The 22,206-nt window shown below is 72.5% G+C and carries 17 protein-coding genes; 13 read left to right on the forward strand and 4 right to left on the reverse strand.

Annotation, left to right across the window (positions count from 1 at the left end; translation table 11 throughout):
* Positions 1-128: 128 nt before the first annotated feature.
* Both gcvPB and WMF44_RS48825 read right to left on the reverse strand, forming a co-directional pair.
* Complete coding sequence (gene gcvPB / locus WMF44_RS48820) at positions 129-1,622, reverse strand: aminomethyl-transferring glycine dehydrogenase subunit GcvPB (protein WP_012241772.1); 1,494 nt, start codon at positions 1,620-1,622, stop codon at positions 129-131.
* A 14-nt stretch (positions 1,623-1,636) separates the two neighbouring features.
* Positions 1,637-2,239, reverse strand: a complete 603-nt coding sequence (locus tag WMF44_RS48825) for a hypothetical protein (RefSeq protein WP_437296897.1) — start codon at positions 2,237-2,239, stop codon at positions 1,637-1,639.
* Positions 2,240-2,533: 294 nt separating this feature from the next.
* On the opposite strand from WMF44_RS48825, the gene WMF44_RS48830 reads away from it, so the two are divergent.
* Entirely contained in the window at positions 2,534-4,282 is a 1,749-nt protein-coding gene (locus WMF44_RS48830) for an FG-GAP repeat domain-containing protein (protein WP_437296898.1), read from the forward strand.
* 145 nt (positions 4,283-4,427) lie between these two features.
* On the opposite strand, the gene hemL is transcribed toward WMF44_RS48830, so the two are convergent.
* On the reverse strand, positions 4,428-5,741 hold the full coding sequence (hemL, locus tag WMF44_RS48835; RefSeq protein ID WP_437296899.1) for a glutamate-1-semialdehyde 2,1-aminomutase: 1,314 nt from the start codon (positions 5,739-5,741) through the stop codon (positions 4,428-4,430).
* 290 nt (positions 5,742-6,031) lie between these two features.
* On the opposite strand from hemL, the gene WMF44_RS48840 reads away from it, so the two are divergent.
* The 4 genes from WMF44_RS48840 (at position 6,032) to WMF44_RS48855 (ending at position 10,996) form a co-directional block, all read left to right on the forward strand.
* Entirely contained in the window at positions 6,032-7,516 is a 1,485-nt protein-coding gene (locus WMF44_RS48840; protein ID WP_437296900.1) for a serine/threonine-protein kinase, read from the forward strand.
* 60 nt (positions 7,517-7,576) lie between these two features.
* Entirely contained in the window at positions 7,577-8,146 is a 570-nt protein-coding gene (locus WMF44_RS48845) for a hypothetical protein (protein ID WP_437296901.1), read from the forward strand.
* 398 nt (positions 8,147-8,544) lie between these two features.
* Positions 8,545-10,035 (forward strand): ferritin-like domain-containing protein, encoded by a 1,491-nt coding sequence (locus WMF44_RS48850; RefSeq protein WP_437296902.1) that lies wholly within the window; start codon positions 8,545-8,547, stop codon positions 10,033-10,035.
* 163 nt (positions 10,036-10,198) lie between these two features.
* Positions 10,199-10,996, forward strand: a complete 798-nt coding sequence (locus tag WMF44_RS48855) for a DUF4142 domain-containing protein (RefSeq protein ID WP_437296903.1) — start codon at positions 10,199-10,201, stop codon at positions 10,994-10,996.
* 68 nt (positions 10,997-11,064) lie between these two features.
* Here the strand turns inward: WMF44_RS48855 and WMF44_RS48860 are convergent, their stop codons facing one another.
* On the reverse strand, positions 11,065-12,507 hold the full coding sequence (locus tag WMF44_RS48860) for an aldehyde dehydrogenase family protein (RefSeq protein WP_437296904.1): 1,443 nt from the start codon (positions 12,505-12,507) through the stop codon (positions 11,065-11,067).
* Positions 12,508-12,588: 81 nt separating this feature from the next.
* On the opposite strand from WMF44_RS48860, the gene WMF44_RS48865 reads away from it, so the two are divergent.
* From WMF44_RS48865 to WMF44_RS48900, 8 genes are all read left to right on the forward strand, one after another.
* Positions 12,589-14,010, forward strand: a complete 1,422-nt coding sequence (locus WMF44_RS48865) for an aminotransferase class III-fold pyridoxal phosphate-dependent enzyme (protein WP_437296905.1) — start codon at positions 12,589-12,591, stop codon at positions 14,008-14,010.
* On the forward strand, positions 14,007-15,005 hold the full coding sequence (locus tag WMF44_RS48870; RefSeq protein WP_437296906.1) for a hypothetical protein: 999 nt from the start codon (positions 14,007-14,009) through the stop codon (positions 15,003-15,005). The genes WMF44_RS48865 and WMF44_RS48870 overlap by 4 nt, the downstream gene beginning before the upstream one ends.
* A gap of 98 nt (positions 15,006-15,103) precedes the next feature.
* Entirely contained in the window at positions 15,104-15,547 is a 444-nt protein-coding gene (locus tag WMF44_RS48875) for a hypothetical protein (protein ID WP_437296907.1), read from the forward strand.
* Between the two features lie 9 nt (positions 15,548-15,556).
* Entirely contained in the window at positions 15,557-16,336 is a 780-nt protein-coding gene (locus WMF44_RS48880; protein ID WP_437296908.1) for a hypothetical protein, read from the forward strand.
* A 228-nt stretch (positions 16,337-16,564) separates the two neighbouring features.
* On the forward strand, positions 16,565-17,434 hold the full coding sequence (locus tag WMF44_RS48885) for a formate dehydrogenase accessory sulfurtransferase FdhD (RefSeq protein ID WP_437296909.1): 870 nt from the start codon (positions 16,565-16,567) through the stop codon (positions 17,432-17,434).
* Positions 17,431-19,755, forward strand: a complete 2,325-nt coding sequence (locus tag WMF44_RS48890; protein WP_437296910.1) for an FdhF/YdeP family oxidoreductase — start codon at positions 17,431-17,433, stop codon at positions 19,753-19,755. The genes WMF44_RS48885 and WMF44_RS48890 overlap by 4 nt, the downstream gene beginning before the upstream one ends.
* A 34-nt stretch (positions 19,756-19,789) precedes the next feature.
* The gene (locus tag WMF44_RS48895) at positions 19,790-21,196 is read left to right on the forward strand and encodes an aminotransferase class III-fold pyridoxal phosphate-dependent enzyme (RefSeq protein ID WP_437296911.1); all 1,407 of its coding nucleotides are present in this window, start codon (positions 19,790-19,792) and stop codon (positions 21,194-21,196) included.
* Positions 21,193-22,161, forward strand: a complete 969-nt coding sequence (locus tag WMF44_RS48900; RefSeq protein WP_437296912.1) for a histone deacetylase family protein — start codon at positions 21,193-21,195, stop codon at positions 22,159-22,161. Before WMF44_RS48895 ends, WMF44_RS48900 begins: the two co-directional genes overlap by 4 nt.
* Positions 22,162-22,206: the final 45 nt, after the last annotated feature.

Raw genomic sequence — 22,206 nt, forward strand, 5'->3', positions numbered from 1 at the left:
TGAGGTGCCTCACTGCGGTCCCTCGGCGCTCATTGTAGTCGCGTCCGGCGGAGATTCGCGAATTTGGAGCGCGCGGCCGGCTGGCGCCGCCGGAGGAGGCCGACCGCGGGCCGCCTCCGCCGGGGAGCTCAGGCCTTCGACCATCGCAGGCGCGGCTGGCGCGCGGCGCGGGCCTCGTCGAGGCGGCCGACCACCGTGCCGTGGGGCGCCTGCTTCACGACCTCCGGCGTCTCCTGCGCCTCCTTGAGGATGCTGAGCATCGCGGCCACGAACTCGTCGAGGGTCTCGCGGGTCTCCGTCTCCGTCGGCTCGATCATCAGGGCGCCGGGCACGACCAGCGGGAAGTAGACCGTGGGCGCGTGAAAGCCGTAGTCGAGCAGCCGCTTGGCGACGTCGAGCGTCTTGACCCCGGTCTCCTTCTCCAGCTGGCTGTCGGAGAGCACCACCTCGTGCATGCACGGCTGCGGTACCGGCGCGAGGTAGTGGTCCTTCAGCTTGGCCCACAGGTAGCGCGCGTTGAGCACGGCGAGGCTGCTCGCCGCCGTGAGGCCGTCGCCGCCCATCTCGCGGATGTACGTGTACGCCCGGATGAACATGCCGAAGTTGCCCGTGAAGGCCCGGAGCCGCCCGACGCTCTGGGGCCGGTCGCGGTCCCACGCGAAGGCGTCGCCGCGCCGCACGAGGACGGGCGACGGCTGGAACGGCTCCAGGTGTTTCTTGAAGCAGACCGGCCCGGAGCCGGGGCCGCCGCCGCCGTGCGGGGTCGTGAACGTCTTGTGCAGGTTGATGTGGATGACGTCCATGCCGACGTCGCCCGGGCGCGCGTGCCCCATGATGGCGTTCGTGTTCGCGCCGTCGCCGTACACGAGCCCGCCCTTGTCGTGGATGAGCTTGATGATCGCCGGCAGGTGCGTCTCGTAGGCCCCGAGGGTGTTCGGGTTCGTGATCATCAGCCCGCAGACGTCGCCGTCCGACCCCTCGCGCTCGATCGCGGCGAGGACCTGCTCGGGGTGGGTGATGCCGTCGGCGGTCTTCTCGATCCGGACGGCCACGAGCCCGTTGAGCGCGCAGCTCGCCGGGTTCGTGCCGTGGGCGCTCTCCGGGATGAACACCTTCCTCGGCGAGCGCCCCTTCGACTCGTGGAACGCCCGCATCATCATCAGCCCGGCGAGCTCGCCCTGCGCGCCCGCGGAGGGCTGCAGCGAGCAGCCGTCCATCCCGCTGACCTCGCAGAGCGCCTCCTGCAGGCGCCACATCACCTCGAGCGAGCCCTGGCTGAGCTCGTCGGGCGTCATCGGGTGCAGCTTCGCGAACCCGGGGATGCGCGCGGCCCACTCGTTGATCTTCGGGTTGTACTTCATCGTGCACGACCCGAGCGGGTACATCTGCCCGTCGATGCAGAAGTTCCACTGCGAGAGCCGGATGAAGTGCCGGAAGGCCTCCGGCTCGCTCACCTCCGGCAGGCCGGCCGGCTCCTTGCGGGCGAGCGCGCCGTAGTGGGCGGCGGGCTCGACCTCGGGCACGTCGAGCGGGGGGAGCGACGCGCCGGTCCTGCCCGGCGTGCCACGCTCGAAGATGGGGGGTTCGCGGAACTGAATGCCTCGAGGCTGCGGTTGGGTCATCGGGGGCTGTTATGTCAGAGGCCGGGGGGCTCGGCAGGTGCTTCGTCGGAGGGAGATGCGGGCGGCTCGGGCGCGCCTTCCTCCTGGTTCGCGCTGTCCCAGTCGCCGCCGCCCATGTCGGAGGCGCCGGAGCCCCCGATCGACTTCAGATCCGGGAGCATGTTGCGCTGCTTGACCGCTTCCCAGGGCTCGCCGACCTCGTCCTTGTTGCGGCCGATCTCGCCTGCCAGCCGGTCGTCGACGTTCTCGCCCTCAGGCCGCTGGTACTTGAAGTACCCCCGGCCTTCCTTGGTCGCGCTCTGCCCGATCGCGCCGATGGTGTGCTCGGTCCACGTGAACTTGATGAGGTCGCCTGTCACCGTCCCGTGCAGCACGCCCCAGCGATCTTTGACGGGGCGGATCCAGCGCCCCTCGATGGCGTCGTTGTCCTGCACGAGGTGCAGGTAGCCGTAGAGCTCGCTGTAATAGACCCCCGTCCAGTCGCCGCCTTCGGGCATGTCACCGGCCTGCACCTTGGCCGTCTTGGGCGGGGGATTCGAGCTGCAGCCAAGCGCCGTCGTCCCCATCAGGAGGGCACATGCGGCGCCAGCAATCCAAAGCCGTCGCGATACGTTCATGGCGGCGGAGCCTAGCACAGCACCTACCCGCACCCATACCCCCGCCATGCGCCTCCGACGTCGCGCGGGGGCGCGAGCGGAGGTGGGGAACGGGAACGGGAACGGGGGTGGAGCGCGTGCGTGCGCGCTACGTCACGAACGTGTACTTGCCTCCCTCCTGCAATGACGTGTGCCACCTGCGCGCCAGAAGGAGGAGCGTAACGTACCGTTCGGCGTGTGCGCGATGTGCGCGACTGCGTCAATTTTCCGCTTCCACCTCCTTGTAGGGCCCAGAGCGCTGGTAAGCTCCCTGGCATGATGAACTCCCTTGTCTCCAACCGAGGTTTTGTAATTCCCGGTAGAATCGCTCTCTTCACCAGCGTCCTCGCCCTCGCGGCCTGCGAAGGGCAGCTCGGCAACCTGGACGGCACCTCTCCCACCACCGGCAGCGGCAGCGGCAGCGGCAGCGGCAGTGGCTCCTCTGGCTCCGGTGGCTACCGCCCCCCCGTCGGTGGGGGCTCCAAGCCGCTGCCGGCCGCCGCGTCGTGCGCTCCTGCGTCGAGCGGCTCCTCCGACGTCGCGGAGCCCCAGCTCTTCCTCCAGCTGTCCGACGACGACGAGAGCGCGTGGCTCGGGTCGCCGGTGGTCGCCGATCTCGACGGCGACGGCGAGCAGGAGATCCTGGTGACGCACAACGGCAACGTCGTCGTCTGGGGCCCCGACGGCGAGCAGAAGTGGCGGTACACCGAGTCGCGCCAGAACGGCCGCATCTGGGCGAGCCCGATCGTCGCGGACTTCCGCGGCGACGGGCAGCTCGAGGTGGTCTTCGCGGCGCGCACCACGATCTACATGCTCGACGCGAGCGGCCGGCTGGTGAGCGGCTGGCCCGTCACCTGGAACGACGAGATCCGCTCCCTCGCCGCGGGCGACATCGACGGCGACGGTCAGCTCGACGTCGTCGCCGCGAGCACCGGCAGGTCCGACTACTCCGACATTTTGATGGCCTTCCACGCGAGCGGGTCGGCGGTCGCGGGCTTCCCGCCGATCGAGAGCCAGACGATCGGCTGCGACGCGCGCCGCAGCGACGACGCCGAGTGCTGGATCGTGGGCGGCTACGACCAGAACCTGGCCATCGGCGATCTCGACGGCGATGGATCGCAGGACATCGTCTCGCCGATGGATAACTCCTATGCCGGGTTCTATCACGGCACGGGGGAGGCCTTCGACGCGAATCCCATGTTCGAGGGCCGGCCGAAGACGCCGGGCGTGCGGTACATGCACGATCTCGAGCTCGCGAAGCAGGGCTTCGGCGACAGCAGCGACCTGCAGGCCTATTTCAAGAACTCGGCCCCTGCGATCGCGGACCTCGACGGCGACGGCACGCCGGAGATCGTCATGCTCGCGGCGGCCGAGGACGTCGCCATGAACGACCAGTCCCAGGGCGTCGGCCTGTGGGCGGTCCGCAACGACGCGAGCCGCATCGAGGGGTGGGAGAGCCCGTTCTACGCCTCGGACTACCTGTCCGGCGGCGAGGATTTCGACGGCAACATCGTGGCCATGACGCAGCAGGTGACCGTGGCCGATCTCGACGCGACGCGCGCCGGGCCCGAGATGATCTTCGCGGGCCTGGACGGGCGGATCCACGCGGTCTACGCCGACAAGACCGAGTTCTGGGACGTCACCTACACGGACGACACGCAGGTGCTCACGGGCGGCGTCGTGGTCGGGGATCTGTCGGGCGACGGCATCCCCGAGATCGTGTTCAACACCTACTCGACCGATGAGAACAGGAGCCACCTCTTCGTCCTCGACGCCGGCGGCACGATCCTCCACAAGATCCCGCTGCCGCGGCTCGGCGCGATGCCGGTGCCGACGCTGGCCGACGTGAACGGCGACGGGACGATCGAGATCGTCGTGTCGCTCCGCGAGATCGGGTGGAACGGGGCGGACCCGGAGCCGAACACGTACGTGTACACGGTGCCGGGATCGGCGACGAACTGCCTGCTCTGGCCGACCGCCCGCGGCAACTACTACAGAAACGGCTGGGTCCGCGCGGCCGACTGACACGCTCCGAGGACCGTTCGCGCGCCGGCGCTGAAGCTGAAGAAGGAGCGCCGGCGCTGAGAGGGCCGATCGCCGCGGCGGTCGGCCCTTCGCCGTCCTGGCCTCGCCGTCGCGGGGGTCCTCCTGGGAGAGGCCGGCGAGGCGCTCAGGCCGCGAGCGCCTCGCGGCAGGCGGCGATCGTCCGCTCGATGTCCTCTTCCGAGTGCGCGCCGCTCAGGAACGCCGCCTCGTACTGCGACGGAGGCCAGTAGACGCCTCGCGCGAGCATCGCCGCGTGGAAGGCGCTGAAGCGCTTCGTGTCGGACGTGGCGGCGTCGGCCCAGGAGCGGACCGGGCCCTTCGTGAAGAACAGCGTGATCATCGAGCCGACCCGCTGGACGCACGCGGCCGCGCCGGCGCCCTCGGCGGCGGCCCGGAGGCCCGCCTCGAGGGAAGCGCCGAGCTTCTCGAGCCGCTCGTAGAGCGCGGGCGTCAGGCGATCGAGCGTCGCGAGCCCCGCCGTGACCGCGAGCGGGTTGCCGCTGAGCGTGCCCGCCTGGTACACGGGGCCGAGCGGTGAGACGACGCGCATCACGTCGGCGCGGCCGCCGTAGGCCGCGAGGGGCATGCCGCCGCCGACGATCTTGCCGAGCGTCGTCAGATCCGGCCGGAGGCCGAAGCGCTCCTGCGCGCCGCCGCGGGCGAGGCGGCAGCCGGTCATCACCTCGTCGAAGATCGAGAGCGCGCCGTGCTTGCGGCAGAGGTCGATGACGAGGGCGAGGAACCCGGGCTCGGGCGGGACGCAGCCCATGTTGCCGACCACGGGCTCGAGGATGACCGCGGCGATGTCGCCGCCGCGCGCGGCGAAGGCGGCCTCGAGGGCGGCCGGGTCGTTGTAGGGCAAGGACAGCGTGGTGCGGGCGATGCTCTCGGGGACGCCGGCGGAGTCGGGGGCGCCGAAGGTGGCGAGCCCGCTGCCCGCCTTGACGAGCAGGTGATCGGCGTGGCCGTGGTAGCAGCCCTCGAACTTGATGATGGCGTCGCGGCGCGTGAAGCCGCGCGCGACGCGGATGGCGCTCATCGTGGCCTCGGTGCCGCTCGAGACGCAGCGCAGCATGTCGATGCTCGGGTAGAGCTCGCGGATCTTCTCGGCGAAGCGGACCTCGAGCTCGGTCGGCGCGCCGAACGAGAGGCCGCCGAGGGCGGCCTCTCGGACGGCCTCGATGACGGCGGGGTCCGCGTGGCCGAGGATGGCCGGCCCCCAGGAGCCGACGTAGTCGATGTACTCGGCCCCGTCGGCGTCGAACAGCCGCGCGCCCCGGGCGCGCGCGATGAACAGGGGGTCGCCGCCGACGGCGCGGAAGGCGCGCACGGGGCTGTTCACGCCGCCCGGCAGGACGGCGGCGGCGCGGTCGAACAGGGCTTTGGAGGCGGGGGCCCGGTCCGCGCGGGCGGGCGGAGCGCTTGTCGCGTTCGTCATCGTGCTCCGGCCATAGCAGGGGCGAGGCGAGGGAGCGACGCGGATCGCGGGCGCGGGGAGAGGGGCGTGGAGGACGCGGGGCGTCGCATCGCGGATGCCGGGCGCGGGGCGTCGCGGGCATCACGGACGCCGGGATCGAGGCGTCGCGGGCGCTGGCGCGCCACACGAGCCTTTCCGGCGCGGTCGCGCTTGGCTATGGTGATCGTCTGGAGAGAGGGGCCGCGACCCGCGGCCGGGCTGCTCCTGGGGACCGCGGGCGCGGCTCCCCGAGCACCAGCATCTGGTGAGCCATGCGGATCTCCGAGGACCCCGGTCCGGGGCAGCGTCTCGGGCGATATGAGCTTCTGCGCCTCATCGGCGAGGGTGGGATGGCCCAGGTATGGGCCGCGCGCATGGAGGGCTCCCGCGGCTTTCACAAGGTCGTCGCGCTGAAGACGCTCATCCCGGCGCTCGCGCGCGATCCTCAGTTCCAGCGCATGTTCCTCGACGAGGCGAACCTCGCCTCGAAGATCCACCACCGCAACGTGGTCGAGATCCTCGACCTCGGCGACACGGACGGCGTGCTCTTCCTCGTGATGGAGTGGATCGACGGGCAGACGATGCAGCAGCTGCTCCGGCCGGGCCTCCGTCCGATGCCGCTCTCCCCGGCGATCGCCTCGCGCATCGTGGCCGACGCGGCGCACGGGCTGCACGCGGCGCACGACCTCCACGACGACCGCGGGGAGCCGCTCGGCATCGTGCACCGCGACGTCTGCCCGCAGAACATCCTCATCGATCGCGACGGCACGGTGAAGGTGGCCGATTTCGGGATCGTGAAGGCGTTCGAGCGCCTGGGCGACACGACGCAGACGGGCGAGATCAAGGGCAAGGGCGAGTACATGTCGCCGGAGCAGGCGCAGGGCCAGCCGGTCGATCGCCGCTCGGACATCTTCTCGCTCGGCGTGGTGCTCTTCGAGGCGGTGACGGGCGCGCTCCCGTTCCAGGTGCTGCACGACCTCGTGCTGCCGCAGACCGGGGTGCCGGAGCCGCCGCGCCCCACGCTGATCGCGCCGCATTGCCCGCGAGATCTGGAGGAGATCATCGTGAAGGCGCTCGCGCGCGATCCGCGGAAGCGCTTCCAGACGGCGGGCGAGATGGCGAGCGTGCTGGAGGATTTCCTCATGCGCAGGTCGGGCGTGGTGACGCCCGCGCACGTGGCGGAGCTCCTCCTTTCGCGCTGCGGGGAGAGCATGGAGGAGGAGCGGCAGCGCATCGCGGCCGCCGTCGCCCCGCAGCAGCGCGCGGGGTGGCGGCCGAAGCCGGGCGCGACGCTGTCCGCGGGGCCGCCCTCCGAGGGCCGGCGGAGCGTGCGCTCGGAGCCGCGGCGGGGGCTCGGCGGGCTGATGCGCGCCGGCGGCGACGCGCTGCGCCCGGTGGCGCTGCCGTGGCTCGTGGCCTCGGTGTCCACGGGCGTCGCGGTGGCGTCGCTCATGTTCGTCGCGCTGAGCCGGCCGAGGGATCAGCGGTCGCTCGTGGATCCGATCGCGGTGCAGATCGAGCCGAGCGCCGCGGTGGTGCGGCTGAACGGCGTGGTGCTCGGCGTGGGCAGCCAGGTCATCGCGCGGCCGATGCCTGGGGTGTCGCTCTCGGTGGACGTGCGAACGAGCGACGGCGTCTCGCAGACGGTCGAGATCACGTCGGAGTCCCCCGCGCGGATCCAGCTGAACCTGGCGCGCAAGGGCGAGGCCGGGACCGCGGCGCCGCCGGGCAGCAGGGTCGCTCCGGCGCCGAGGTAGCCGCGCGGCCGGCTTGACGGCGCCATGTCCGTGGCCGACATCTCCGGGGGAGGACCTCGCATGACGGCGCTCGAGGATCTGCGTCCGGGGCAGAGCATCGCGATCCATGAGGTGGGCGATGAGGGGGAGGGCGCCGCGCGCGGCGACCTGGAGGGCGCTGCTGGCGACCTGGAGGGCGTTGCCGCTGACGAGCGTGGGGCGGGAGCCAGCGTTCCTGGATGCCGCGTCCGTCTTGCCCTTGGGGTCTCCGAGCTGCCCGGCGATCGCGCCGTGGTGGTGCTTCACGAGGACGTGATCCTGCGGTGGCGGCCCACGCCGAAGCGGCCGGAGGGCGCCCTCGCGCGGCTCTCCGAGGTGGTGGTGGGCGCCGCGATCGCGATCGAGCACCGCGGCATCTGGGACGAGGGGCTCGTCCTCGGCCGCGTTGTGCGCCCGGCGCGCCAGGGGGGCTTCCGGGTCGACGGCGACGTGGAGCGCTATCCATCCATCGACGACGCCGAGCATGCGCACGGCCCGCTCGAGGCGGGCGAGCCGCAAGCGCCGCCGGCGAGGACCGGCGAGCCGGCGTTCGAGCTGGGCGAGCCGATCGGGCGCGACGCACGCGGGATCGGGCGCAGGGCGAGGAGGTAGCTGCCGCGCCGTGCGCAGCGGCGCGCGGCTTCGCGACCATGTCTCCACACCGCAGCTCATCTCGCTGCTCGGCTCCGGACGGTGTGAGGGACGAGCGCGCTGAGGCAGCTCCGCCGAAGATGGATCATGGAGAGTCGCTCGGCTCCGAGCAGGTGCTCTGAGGACTGGAAGACTGGACCCCTCAGAAAACCTGGCACGGTCGCCGAGACGGCTCGCTCTGGCGTGGAATCCCGGAGAGGACCGTGCACCGCCGAGGGCGCGCGCTTCTCGGCAGGTCCGGCGAGCATCGGTGTCCATGCCCGAACCGTTCGACTCGGGTGAAGCGCGCTCGCACCGCGGCGGCGCCGCGCGCAGCCGGCCGGTCCGGCGTCGCGCGCCCCTCTGCTACCCTGCCGCGAATGGAACGCCACCGCTCGCTCCGCATGACCCTCCTCCTCGCCGCCGGCGCCGCCGGCTGCTCCAACGCGAAGAGCCCCGAGATCGCGGTCGTCACGCTCGGCGAGCCGCAGACGGCCACGCCTCGCGACGCCGGCGTCCCGGACGAACAAACCGCGCCTGCGCCCCGGCCGCCGCGCGGCGTCGGCTGGGTGACGGAGCGGGATGGCACCGTGCACCGCGCCACGCGGGTCCGGTGCGACGCGACCATCGATCAGCGCGCGTGCAGCGGCACCGAACGAACGTTCCAGTGCAGGACGGACGCCGATTGCAACGAGGGACCTCGCGGAAAGTGCGTGAGCTCGTTCGGGCAGATAGGCGCGTATTGCGGCTGCGAGTACGCCTGCGAGAGCGACGCGGAGTGCGGCGCGTCCGAGGCCTGCGTGTGCAAGGGGACAGGCGCCCTCCGGGAGCAGCACTCGGTCTGCGCAAAGGCCCTCTGCTCGGTCGACGCCGATTGCCCCGGCAGCACCTGCGGCCTGTCGGCGTACTTCAACGGCTGCTGGGAGCAGGTGACGCTCGCCTGCCGCACCAAGGAAGATACCTGTCAGAGCGACGCGGACTGCCGATCGGAGGAGAGCCGCGGCGCCGCCTGCGTCGTCACCGACCCGGATGCCGAGAGCGTGCGCTGGGAGTGCGCCGGGATCTCGTGCGCCATCGGCCGCCCGCTCGTCGTCGACGGCCAGGCGCGCGCCGCGCAGGGCGCCGCGCGCGACGACTGGCGCGCTCCCGCCGAGCTCGATGTCGCGTCCCTCTCGCCCGAGCTGCGCGAGCTCGCCGCGGCGCACTACGCCGCCGTGGCGGCGCTCGAGCACGCGTCCATCGCGAGCTTCGCCCGCTTCTCCCTCCAGCTGCTCGCGCTCGGCGCGCCGGCCGCCCTCGTCGGCGAGGCGCACCGCGCCGGGCTCGACGAGGTGGAGCACGCGCGCCTCGCCTACGGCGTCGCCTCCCGCCTCGCCGGCCGGGCCATCGGCCCCGGGCCGCTGCTCGAGGCGGCAACGGCGCCGCTCGGCGCCGGCGTCGCCGAGGTGGTGGAGGCGCTCGTCGAGGAGGGCTGCGTTGGCGAGGCGCTGGGCGCGGCGGAGGGCCGTGAGATCGCGCAGCGCGCGGGGGATCCGGCGCTCGCGGCCACGCTCGCGCGCATCGCCGCCGACGAGGAACGGCACGCGGCGCTCTCGTGGAGGGCGCTCTCGTGGATGCTCGCGACGTTCGGCGAGCCGGCGCGCTCCGCGGCGGAGCGGGCGTTCTCCCGCGCCGCCGCCCGCTACGCCGTCGACCCGGCCCCCGGGCCCGCCGTGCACGAGGCGCTCGGCCTGCTCCCGGCGCGCGCGCTCGGGGCGCTGCGCCGCGAGGTGCTCGCCGAGGTCATCGCGCCGTGCCGCGCGGCCTTACCGGGGCTGTCGTGCGACAGCACCGCAGCGCAACCGTCGAGTCCGCCACAGGCATCCTCCTGACCGCAGCGGATTGATGAGGCAGATTCGCTCACTCCCGTGGCAACTTGCCACAGCGGGGAGGGAGGCAGTCGCGTGGATTCGGGAGAAAAGGGGGCACCTGTGCCGTGCACCGGATCTTGCACGGGGGGCCGGCACTCGAATCCACGTGAGGAGGTCTTTACCCATGGTCGCATCGCGCAACGCGCTCGTCCTGACGATCGGTCTCGCTGTCGGCGTCGGCTGCTCCAACACGCCCCCGGCGAGCAGCCCCAGCACGAACGAAGCACCTCCGCAGCCGGCCCCGACCGCCGCCCCGCCGCTGCCGGAGGCGGCGCCTCCCGCGACGCCGCCGGCTCCGCCGCCCGGCACCGAGCCGCAGGCGGGGGCGGCGCAGCCGGGGACGGCCACGACGCCGAGCGCCCCGGCCGAGGCCCCGTTGACCGACGAGCAGATCCTCGCCGTGCTCGACGCCTCGAACAAGAAGGAGATCGACGAGGCCCAGCTCGCGCAGACGAAGGCCAAGAGCAAGGACGTGAAGGCCTATGCCAAGGCCATCGCCCAGCACCACACCGAGGCCAAGGCGAAGCAGGCCAAGCTGGTCAAGAAGCTCGGTATCACGGCGGCGGACTCGGACAAGAGCAAGCAGCTCACCGAGGAGACGCAGAGCGCGATCGAGCAGCTGAAGGCGCTGCAAGGGGCCGATTTCGATCAGCAGTTCGTGGCCACGATGATCAAGGATCACCAGAACACGCTCGACTTCCTCGACAGGAAGGCGCTGCCGAACGCGAAGAACGCCGATCTGAAGGCGATGGTCGAGAAGGACCTCCGGCCGACGATCGAGAAGCACCTGAAGGACGCGGAGGCGCTCTCGCAGAAGCTCGGCCCGGCGGGCGCGGGCGCGACAGGGACCCAGGGCGGCGCGCAGCCGCCGGCCCCTGGCACGAAGCCCGGCACGCAGGAGGCCGCGCCCCCGCCGAAGTAGTTGGCCGCAGGCGAGGACGGCAGAAGGAGACGAGAGCGGGGCGCGTCGTCAGCGCCGATGCGTCCCGCTCAGCTGAGAGAGACCCAGACCGATTTGAGCTGCGTCAGCTCGTCGAGCACCGCGCGGCCGTTCTCCCGCCCGAAGCCGGACTGCTTGTACCCGCCGTACGGGCTCGCCGCGTCGAAGCGGTTGTACGTGTTGATCCAGACCGTGCCCGCCGAGAGGCGCGCGGCCAGCGCGTGCGCCTTGCCGACGTCGCGCGTCCAGATGCCTGCCGCGAGGCCGAACTCGGTCGCGTTCGCGACGCGCGCGGCCTCCTCCACGTCGTCGAAGGGGAGGACCGCCAGCACGGGGCCGAAGATCTCCTCGCGGGCGAGGGCCATCGACGGGGAGACCGCCGAGAACACCGTCGGCTCGACGAAGAACCCCGGACCCTCGCGGCGCCCGCCGGTCTCGCGGCGCGCCCCCTCGGCCGCGCCACGGTCGATGTAGCCGAGCACCTTCGTGAAGTGCGCCTCCGAGACGAGGGGGCCCAGCTGCGTCGACGGATCGAGCGGATCGCCGGGGACCAGCCGGCGCGCGCCGCTCGTGACCACCTCCAGCACGCGGTCGTGCACCGACCGCTCCACGAGGAGCCGGCTCCCCGCCGTGCAGAGCTCGCCCTGGTTGTAGAAGATGGCCGTCACCGCCGCCTTCGCGGCGCTCTCCACGTCCGCGTCCGCGAACACGATGTTGGGGCTCTTGCCGCCCAGCTCCAGCGACACCTTCTTCAGCGTGCCCGCCGCCGCGCGCATGATCGTCCTGCCCGTCTCCGTGCCGCCCGTGAACGAGATCTTCGCGACGCCCGGGTGCTCGACGAGCGCCGCCCCCGCCTCCTCGCCGTGCCCCGTGACGACGTTGACGACGCCCGGCGGCACCCCCGCCTCCGCGAGGATGCGCGCCAGCTCCAGCGTCGTGAGGCTCGCCTCCTCCGGCGGCTTGACGACCACCACGTTGCCCACCGCGAGCGCGGGCGCCACCTTCCGCGCCGCGAGCAAGAGCGGGAAGTTCCAGGGGATGATCGCGCCGATGACGCCGAGCGGCTCGCGCACGGTGTAGTTCAGGAACGGACCCCGCACCGGGATCGTCTCGCCGCCGAGCTTCGTCGCCCACCCGGAGAAGTAGAAGAACGTGTCCGCCGTGCGCGGCACGTCGATCGTCCGCGCGGCCGAGATCGGCTTGCCGGTGTCGAGCGCCTCGAGCCGCCCGAGCTCCTCGCACCGCGCGAGGATCAGCTCCCCCGCCTTCCACAGGATGCGCGCGCGCTCGTTCGGATCCATCGCCGCCCAGCGCGGAAACGCCGCGCGCGCGGACGCCACGGCGGCGTCCACGTCCTCGCGGCGGCCACGGGCGAGCCGCGCGAGCGCCCCGCCCGTCGCGGGGTTCGCGGTCTCGAACGTCTCGCCCGAGAGCGCCTCCCGCTCGGCGTTGTCGATCCAAAGACCCTTCACCGTCTCGCGCGTGTCACCCATGCCCCCGTCGTAAACCCGCGCACCCGGGCGCGGCAAGCGGCGATGACAGGCGCCCCGGCGTGCGGGATACTCGCGCTGCCTATGGATTTCTCCGATCGCCCCACGCTCCCGTCCGTCCCTCCGCGAAGAGTCGTCACCGAGCTGCCCGGGCCGAAGGCGCGCGCCTGGATGGCGCGCGGCGGCTTCGACATGCAGTCGAGGTACCGCGCGGTCGTGATGGATGACATCGCGAGCCGCGGGTGCTCGCTGGTCGACGTGGACGGCAACGTGTTCCTGGACCTGTTCGCGAACTTCGCGCTCGGGGCGCTCGGCTACAACCACCCCGCGCTGGTCGAGGCGGCGCACCGCGAGGGCTTCATCCGCGCCGTCGCGAACCCGACGTCGACGCCGTTCGTGACGACGCCGGCCTGGTTCGAGTTCGTGGAGGCGCTCGAGCAGCGGTTCGCGCCGCGCGGCATGGCGCGCGTCTTCTGCGTGGACGCCGGGGGCGAGGGCGTCGAGTCCGCGATCAAGGCGGCGTTCATCCGGCACGGCGAGCGCCGGCGGGAGGCCGCCGGGCTGCCGAGGAACCCGCTGGAGCTGCCGGAGGAGCAGCAGAAGCTCATCCTCGGCAACGCGGGCACCGACGCGGTGGTCGTGTCGTTCGCCGGCGCGTTCCACGGCCGGGGCCTCGGGCCGATGTCCGCCACGCACTCGAAGGTGATCCACAAGGCCGACCTGCCCGCGTTCCCCTGGCCCACGGCGCCCTTCCCGGCGAGCCGCTTCCCGCTGGCGCGCTTCGCCGACGAGAACGACCGCGCCGAGGCGGAGGCGCTCGCCGCGCTCGAGCGGATCCTCGGCGATCACGGCGGCCGGGTGGCCGCCGTGATCGTCGAGCCCGTGCAGTCCGAGGGGGGCGATCGGCACGCGAGCGCGGCCTTCTTCCGCCGCGTGCAGGAGCTCGCCGGGAAGGCGGGCGCGGCGCTCATCCTGGACGAGGTGCAGACCGGCATGGGGATCACCGGCACGCTCTGGGCGCACGAGCAGTTCGATCTGCCGCGCCCGCCCGATCTCATGTGCTTCGGGAAGAAGATGCAGATGGGCGGGTTCTTCGCGACGAGCGCGTACGACGTCGCGCAGTTCGGGCGCATGTACCAGACGCGCAACGGCGACCGCGCGCGGTCCGCGATCGCGCTGGCGACGCTCCGGGCGATCGAGTCGGAGGACCTGCTCGGCAACGTGCGCGCGGCGGGCCGCCACTTCCTCTCGCGGCTCGAGGAGCTCTGCGAGCGCTACCCCGCGCTCGCGAGCGAGCCGCGCGGCCGCGGCTTCCTGCTCGCGTTCGACCTGCCGACGACCGCGGCGCGCGACGATTTCCTCGCGCGCGCGCTCCGTCGCGGGGTGTTCGCGAGCTACACGGGGACGCGCTCGGTGCGGCTGCGGCCGCACCTCATCACGACGATGTCGGACGTCGACGAGGCGATCGGCGTCTTCGACGCGGTGCTGCGCGAGATGGCCGGATGATCGTCGATCCGCGCGACGTCTGCCCGGGGGAGGGGCCGGAGAAGGTCGCGCAGGCGCTCGCGCGGTTCTCCGTGGACGAGGCGCGGGACGGCGCGGCGTTCGACGAGGGCTACCGGGCGCTCGACGCGGTCTTCGGGCCGAAGGGCGAGCTCGAGCGCCGGGAGGTGCTCTGGGCGTGGCTCACCGGGGCGCACACGGACGTGGGGGCGCCGATCACGGCGTCGTACCACCTGCTGCTCGCGCGGGACGCGGAGGGGCACCTCGCCGGCGTGCGCGACTGCTACGTCACGCTGGACCGGGCGGCGCGGCGCTGCGTGGCGCTCCTGTCGCACGCGCTCGTCCTGCCGGCCTTCCGCCGCACCGGCCTCGCCGCCCTGCTGCGCGCGGCGCCGGTCGCGCTGGCGCGCCGGGCGATCGTCGACGCGGGGCTCGCTGGGGGCCAAGGGGCCGGCGGCGGCGGGGCGGAGGTGATGCTCGCCGCCGAGATGGAGGCCGTCGACCCGGACGACCGCGACACGGTGGTGCGGCTCATCGCGTACGGGCGCGCGGGGTTCGCGATCGTCCCGCCGGACGTGCTCCCGTACGCGCAGCCGGATTTTCGCGACACCGCGGCGCTCGGCGTCACGCCGGTGCCGCTGCCGCTGCTCGCGGTGGTGCGCCAGGTCGGCGAGGAGGAGCGCGACGACATCCCGCGCGCCCGGGCCGAGTCGTTTCTGCGCCATTACCAGGCCGTCCACGCGCGCGAGGTGAGCCAGGACGAGCTCGCGCCGATCCGCGAGAACGCGCTCGCGCGCCTCGCGGCGTTCCCGGGCGAGCGCGTGCCCCTGATCCGGATCCCGCGAGGGCCGGCGGAGGTCGCGGGGTTCGCGCCGGTGCTCCGGAGCGCGGTGATGCCGCTGTTCCCGGAGGCGTGGCGCGGCGAGGCGCCGCTCGACGTACCCGAGCGGGAGCTCGAGAGGCTCTGCGCGGCGTGGGGCGGCGGAGGAGAGCGCTAGCTTGGGCGGTGCTGCTGCAGCGAGCGCTCGACGAGCGCGCTCTCTGCCCCATCCGCCGCGTTCTTGATAGGACAGCGCCATCATGCTAGCTGCGTGGAATGGCGCGCACCTTCATCGCATCCGACCCGCGATCGGGCAAGCATGAGGCGTTGATCGAGGCGCGACCCGACCTGCTCGACGGGGCGGGTCCTCCAGACATCGAGCGGTTCAAACACCGGCTCTATGATCGTCACATTCACGCGGGCGTGCTCGTCACGCCCAGGACCGCTCATTTCATCACCGATCGGTTCACATCCGTCGATTTTTCCAGCGAGTCCTATGATGTCAAGGTGCTACCGACTGGCAAGCTGTTCAGTCGCATTGCCCAAGACGTCGAGCATGGCGAAGGGCTCTACGTTCAGGTCAGGCGATGGCTCGAGGCGGTGGGGCGCTCATGGTGGAGCTCCGTGCCGGACGAGGCGCTTCCGATGATGCTCCCTGCCATGATCGGGCTCGCCGAGGCCGACCTCGAGGAGTACGAAGGCTTGCCTGACGCAGCGTGAGGAAGCGTCATGAGCGCGTTCTTCGTCTACCTGGAGACAAACTGGCTGGTCTCGTACATCTTGCCGCACCATCCGTGGCGGAGCGAAGCGCGGTCGCTCCTTGATGCGGCAGACCGAGGCGAGTGCCAGCTGCGCATCCCGGTCGCCGCGTTTCTCGAGGCGCGACACGTGGTCCACAGGGAGACGGAGGACCATGCCAGGGCGGTGAAAGCCGTGTCTGAAGGTCTATCCGCCGCCGCACGGAACCTGAAGGAACCTGCGCTCCTCGCCGTCGCGAGAGACGTCTTGAAGGCGGAATCATCGTATCACCTTCCCGATCCGCAGCGGGAGCTGGATGCTCTGACCGTCAGGTGTAAGCCCTTCATGATCCACCATCCGCAAGAGGAGCAAGCTGCGCTCGATGCGCTCCTCCCCAGCGTGGGTATGCGGGGAACCGACGTCGTCGATCTCCACATCATCAGCGCCATCCTGGCCGATCGCGATCTCGAACGTGCACCAGAGGCAGCTGTGCTCTCCGCAAACTCGAAAGAGTTCGATGTCGGGGGCACGACCAGCAAGCTGCCGCGTGACGTGTACTCCAAGCGGCGGCTCGTCTATCTGCCCAAATTCAACCTCGCTGGCGCGAAGGCTCTCTGGCAGCGTGACAACGGGCGAGGCTGGCCGACCCCGCAGCCGACGAGCCCCGACCCGCGCCGAAGGGAAGCTCAAAAGCTCCTTTCTGGACTGAATGACAGCCAGCTCGACACCATGCTCGTCGAGCTTCGCAAGCTGGGATCGCCGCCGTCCTGACGCCGACCCCGGCATCACCTCGAGGAGGGCGTCGACGATGAGCCCCGTCGTCCGCGCGGGGGATGCCACCTACGTATCCGTCAGAATCCGAGGGAGTGGCCACCGGTCGCCTTCCAACCGGGGCGCCGCCCGAGGCGTCTGCGCCGATCGAGCGCAGCTGCGCAGGGGTCTGCTCGATCGGGCGCCGCGCCGCTGGCGCGGTAGGATGGAGCAGGGAACGAGCCCGTCATGCCGTCAAGCACCACCCCCGTTTCGATCCGCAGGATCACGGACGAGAGCGCCTCGGACACCGAGGACCTGCTGGCCGTCGAAGAGCCGCTCGAGATCGTCGTCGTCGGGCGCGCCCCCGGGGACGAGCGCCGCGCCCCGCGCCGCCTCGGCATCACGATGCGCACGCCCGGCAACGACCGCGAGCTCGCGGTCGGCCTCCTGTTCGCCGAGGGCGTCATCGTCCGCGCGGCCGACGTGGTCGCCGTCGAGGAGGCCGTCGGCCCCTCGGGCGACCTCGTGCGCGTGACGCTCGGTGATGACGTTGCCGTCGATCTCGGGCGCACCGAGCGCGCCCTCGCTGTCGCTAGCGCGAGCTGCGGCGTCTGCGGCAAGGCGTCGATCGACGTCGCGGCGCTCGCGCCGCCTGTGCCGCTCGCGCGGGGCGTCCCCCGGCTCGCGCCGGGCGTCGTGCATGGCCTAGCCGCGCGGCTCCGCGGCGCGCAGGCGGTGTTCGGGCGGACCGGGGGGCTGCACGCGGCGGCCCTCTTCGACGCGGGAGGCGCGCTCGCCGATCTTCGCGAGGACGTCGGGCGCCACAACGCCGTCGACAAGCTGATCGGCGCCGCGCTGCTCGCGGGGCGGCTGCCCGACCCGGGCGCGGTGCTCATGGTCAGCGGGCGCGCCGGGTTCGAGCTCGTGCAGAAGGCGCTCCGGGCCTCGATCCCGGTGATGGTCGCCGTCGGCGCGCCCTCGAGCCTGGCCGCCGAGCTCGCGGCGGCGCACGGGATGACGCTCGTCGGCTTCGCCCGCGACGGGCGGTTCAACGTGTACGCGGGCCGGGAGCGCGTCGAGGTCCCCGTCGCGGTCCCGGCGGAGGCCGCGTCGTGACGGCCCGCGACGTGCCGCGCGACGTGCTGGCCGAGCCGCCGCTCGAGCCCGAGGCGCCCCGGATCGGCGAGCGCAGCGCGGCGGCCGGCGGGCTCCCGGCGGTCGGCGCGACGCTCCGGCACGCGGTCGGCGAGATGGGGGTCGCGCGCGCCGTGCGCACGCTCCTCCGCGTGAACCAGGGCGAGGGCTTCGACTGCCCCGGCTGCGCGTGGCCCGAGCCCGAGGAGAAGCGCTCGGTCGCGGAGTTCTGCGAGAACGGCGCCAAGGCAGTCGCCGAGGAGGCGACGCTCCGCCGCGTCACGCCCGAGTTCTTCCGGGAGCACAGCGTCGAGGCGCTCTCGCGGCAGTCCGACCACTGGCTCGGCAAGCAGGGGCGGCTCACCCACCCGATGCTGCTCGACGAGGGCGCGTCGCACTACCGGCCTGTGTCGTGGGACGAGGCGCTCGACGTCGTCGCCTCGTCGCTGCGCGCGCTCGGCTCGCCGGACGAGGCCGTCTTCTACACGTCGGGCCGCACGAGCAACGAGGCGGCGTTCCTCTACCAGCTCTTCGTGCGTGAGCTCGGGACGAACAACCTGCCCGACTGCTCGAACATGTGCCACGAGTCGAGCGGCGTCGGCCTGCGCGAGGCCATCGGCGTGGGCAAAGGGACGGTCTCCCTCCACGATTTCGAGCTGGCCGACGCGATCTTCGTCGTCGGGCAGAACCCGGGGACGAACCACCCGCGCATGCTCTCGGCGCTGCGCGAGGCGCGGCTGCGCGGGTGCGAGATCGTGACGGTGAACCCGCTCCCCGAGGCCGGCAACGAGCGCTTCCAGCACCCGCAGCACCCGCTCGATCTCGTCGGCTCGGGCGTGCCGCTCTCGACGCTCTTCCTCCAGGTGCGCATCAACGGCGACGTCGCGCTCTTCACCGGGATCATCAAGGAGATGCTCGAAGAGGAGGCGCGGAGGCCGGGCGCCGTGCTCGATCGCGCGTTCATCGAGAGCCACACCCACGGCTTCGAGGCGTTCGCGGAGGCCGTGCGCGGCGCGCCCTGGGACGACATCGTCGCGCAGAGCGGGGTCCCGCGCGAGCAGATCAGGGCGGCGGCCGAGATCGCGATGCGCTCCGAGCGCACGATCGCGTGCTGGGCCATGGGCCTCACGCAGCACCAGAACGGCGTGGCCAACGTGCAGCAGGTGATGAGCTTCCTGCTCCTCCGCGGCAACATCGGGCGGCCCGGCGCGGGCGCGTGCCCGGTGCGCGGGCACAGCAACGTGCAGGGCGACCGGACGATGGGCATCTGGGAGCGCCCGCCCGCGGAGCTCCTCGATCGGATCGAGCAGAACTTCGGCTTCTCCCCGCCGCGCCGCCACGGGCTCGACACAGTCGCCGCGATCGCGGCGATGGCCGAGGGGCGCGCCCGCGTCTTCTTCGCGCTGGGCGGCAACTTCCTCTCGGCCACGCCTGACACGGCGCTGACCGCCCGCGCCCTCGCCCGGTGCGACCTCACCGCGCACGTCTCGACCAAGCTGAACCGGGCGCACCTCGTGACGGGAAGGCGCGCGCTCATCCTGCCTTGCCTCGGCCGCACCGAGCGCGACATGCAGGCGGGCGGGCCGCAGTTCGTGACCGTCGAGAACTCGATGGGCGTCGTCTCGAGCTCGCGCGGCAGCCTCCCGCCGGCCTCGGAGCTGCTGCGGAGCGAGGTGGCCATCGTCGCGGGCCTCGCGCGCGCGGCGCTGGGCGCGCGCTCGCGCGTGCCGTGGGAGGAGCTCACCGCCGATTACGACAGGATCCGCGATCTCATCGAGCGCACGATCGACGGGTTCGACGGCTTCAACGCGCGTGTCCGGGACCCGCGCGGCTTCGCCCTGCCGAACGCGGCGGCGCGGCGCGAGTTCCGCACGGCGACGGGCAAGGCGAACTTCGTGATCCACCCGCTCCCGCGGCACGATCTCGAGCCGGGCGAGCTCCTGATGATGACGATCCGCAGCCACGACCAGTACAACACGACCATCTACGGGCTCGACGACCGCTACCGCGGCGTCCGGGGCGGGCGCCGCGTCGTGTTCATGAACGCCGAGGACGCGGCCGAGCGCGGGCTCGCCCAGGGGGACCTCGTCGACGTCACGAGCCGCTTCTCCGACGGGGAGCGCGCCGCGCGCGCGTTCCGCGTCGTGCTGTACACGATCCCCCGCGGCAACGTCGCGGCCTACTTCCCCGAGGCGAACGTGCTCGTGCCGCTCGGCAGCATCGCCGAGAAGAGCCACACGCCCGCGTCGAAATCGATCGTCGTGCGCGTCCGGGCGGCGGTCGCGACCGACGGATCCGCGTGACGCTCCGCCGCCCCCGTTGCATTGGAGTCCGACCATGAACGCCCCGACCGACATCCCCCCGCCCATCCCCGGCGAGCCCGAGCGCGCCTCGATGCGCACCGCCATCCCGGGGCCTGCGTCCGAGGCGCTCCGCGCCCGCCACCATCGCCACCAGGACGCGCGACCGATCCACTTCTATCAGGACGCGCGCAAGAGCCTGGGCAACTACATGGTCGACGTGGACGGCAACGTGCTGCTCGACGTGTACGGGCACATCGCCGCCGTGCCCATCGGCTACAACCACCCGGACCTGCTCGCCGCGTGGCGCAGCGGCCGCTTCGACTGGTGCGCCGGCTACCGCTCCGCGCTCGGCGTCGCGCCCGCGCCCGAGTGGGTCGACCTCGTCGAGAAGACGCTGATGCGCGTCGCGCCGAAGGGGCACACGCGCGTCTTCACGTTCACGACCGGCGCGGAGGCGGTCGAGAACGCGCTCAAGGCCGCGTTCATCCGGCTCGCCCGGCGCCGGCGCGGCGGCGCGCAGCCGAGCGACGGCGACCTCGCCGCCGTCATGCTCAACCGGCAGCCCGGCGTGAACGCCTTCAAGGTGCTCTCCTTCGACGGCGGCTTCCACGGCCGCAGCATGGGCGCCCTCTCGGCGACGCGGAGCAAGCCGATCCACAAGCTCGACATCCCCGCGTTCGACTGGCCCGTCGCGCCGTTCCCCGCGAGCCATTTCCCCCTCGCGGCGCACGCCGAGCAGAACCGCGCCGCCGAGGCGCGCTCGCTCGAGGCGGTCGAGGCGGCGCTCGACGCCCACCCGGACGAGGTCGCCGCGGTCATCGTCGAGCCGATCCAGGGCGAGGGCGGCGACCGGCACGCGAGCCCGGCCTTCTTCCAGGCGCTCCGCCGCCTCACCGCGGAGCGCGGCGTCGCGCTCATCCTCGACGAGGTGCAGACCTGCGGCGGCGGGACCGGCGCGCTCTGGGCGCACGAGGCGTGGGACCTGCCCGAGCCGCCGGACATGGTCACGTTCTCCAAGAAGATGCAGCTCGGCGGCTTCTATTGCCGCGAGGAGCTCGCGCCGATCGAGCCGCTGCGCGTCTTCAACACCTGGCTCGGCGACCCGCTCCGCGGCGCGCAGCTCGAGGTGATCCTCGAGGTCATCGAGCGCGACCGGCTCCTCGAGAACACGCGGTCGACCGGCGAGCGCCTGGTCGCCGGCCTCGAGGACCTCTGCCGGCGCTACCCCGCGGTGCTCTCGGGCGCCCGCGGCAGCGGCACCTTCGCCGCGGTCGACTTCCCCCACGCCGCCCGGCGCGACGCGGCGCTCACCGCGCTCCGCAACCGCGGCCTCGAGGTGGGCGGCTCGGGCGAGCGCACGCTCCGCTTCCGGCCGGCGCTGATCTTCGCCCCGCGCCACGTCGGCGAGGCGCTCGATCACCTCGAGTCGGTCTGCAAGTGACCTCGGACGCCGCCGCCTCGCCGCCGATCCGGGTGTTCCACACGCCGCGCTATTTCGCGGACATCGGCGAGCACGTCATGCCGATGCGCAAGTTCGCGCTCGTGCGCGAGGCGATCGAGCGGAGCGGCCTGCCCGCGCGCATCGAGGAGCCCGAGGCGATCGGCGACGAGGACCTCCTGCGCGTCCACGCGCCCGGGTACGTCCAGGCGATCGCGACAGGCGAGCCCCGGGCGCTGGCCGAGTCGCAGAAGCTCCCGTGGTCGCCGGCGCTCGCCGGGGCGGTGCGCTTCACGAACGGCGGCTGCGTCGCCGCCGCCGCCGCGGCCCTCGAGGACGGCGTCGCGGGCAACCTCGCGAGCGGCTTCCACCACGCGCACGAGGGCCACGGCGAGGGCTTCTGCACCTTCAACGGCCTCGTCGTCGCGCTGGAGCGCGCGCGCGCCGAGGGGCGCATCCGCCGCGGCCTGGTGGTCGACATGGACCTCCACTACGGCAACGGCACCGCCTCGCTGCTCGCGTCGCGCCCCTGGGCGTCCCAGCTCTCCATCTACGGCAGCTGGTACAAGCAGAACAAAGCGCACCGGGACGTCGAGGGCGAGCGCGCCCCGGACACCGAGAACTGCTGGTCCGTCCCGGTCCCGAACGGGAGCGGCGGCGCCGCTTACCTCGAGATCCTGGAGCGGCACCTCGGCCCGGCGATCGACCGCGCCGCGCCCGACCTGATCCTCTACCAGGCCGGCGCGGATCCGTACCGCGAGGACCCGTACTCGCCGCTCGACCTGACGCACGACGATCTCCACGCGCGCGACCAGATCGTGTTCCGGACCGCGCTCGAGCGGGGCGTCCCGATCGCGTGGGTGCTCGCGGGTGGGTACACGCCCGACGTGAGCCGGGTGGTCGAGGTGCACCTCCGCACCTTCATCGCGGCGGTGCGGGCGAGGGAAGCGGCGGCGCGCGCGGGGTGACCGGTGACCTCGGCCGACCCGCGCCCCGCCAGGCGAGATAGCATC

The sequence above is a fragment of the Sorangium sp. So ce426 genome (assembly GCF_051475585.1).
In the GTDB taxonomy this organism is placed as follows: Bacteria; Myxococcota_A; Polyangia; order Polyangiales; family Polyangiaceae; genus Sorangium; species Sorangium cellulosum_B.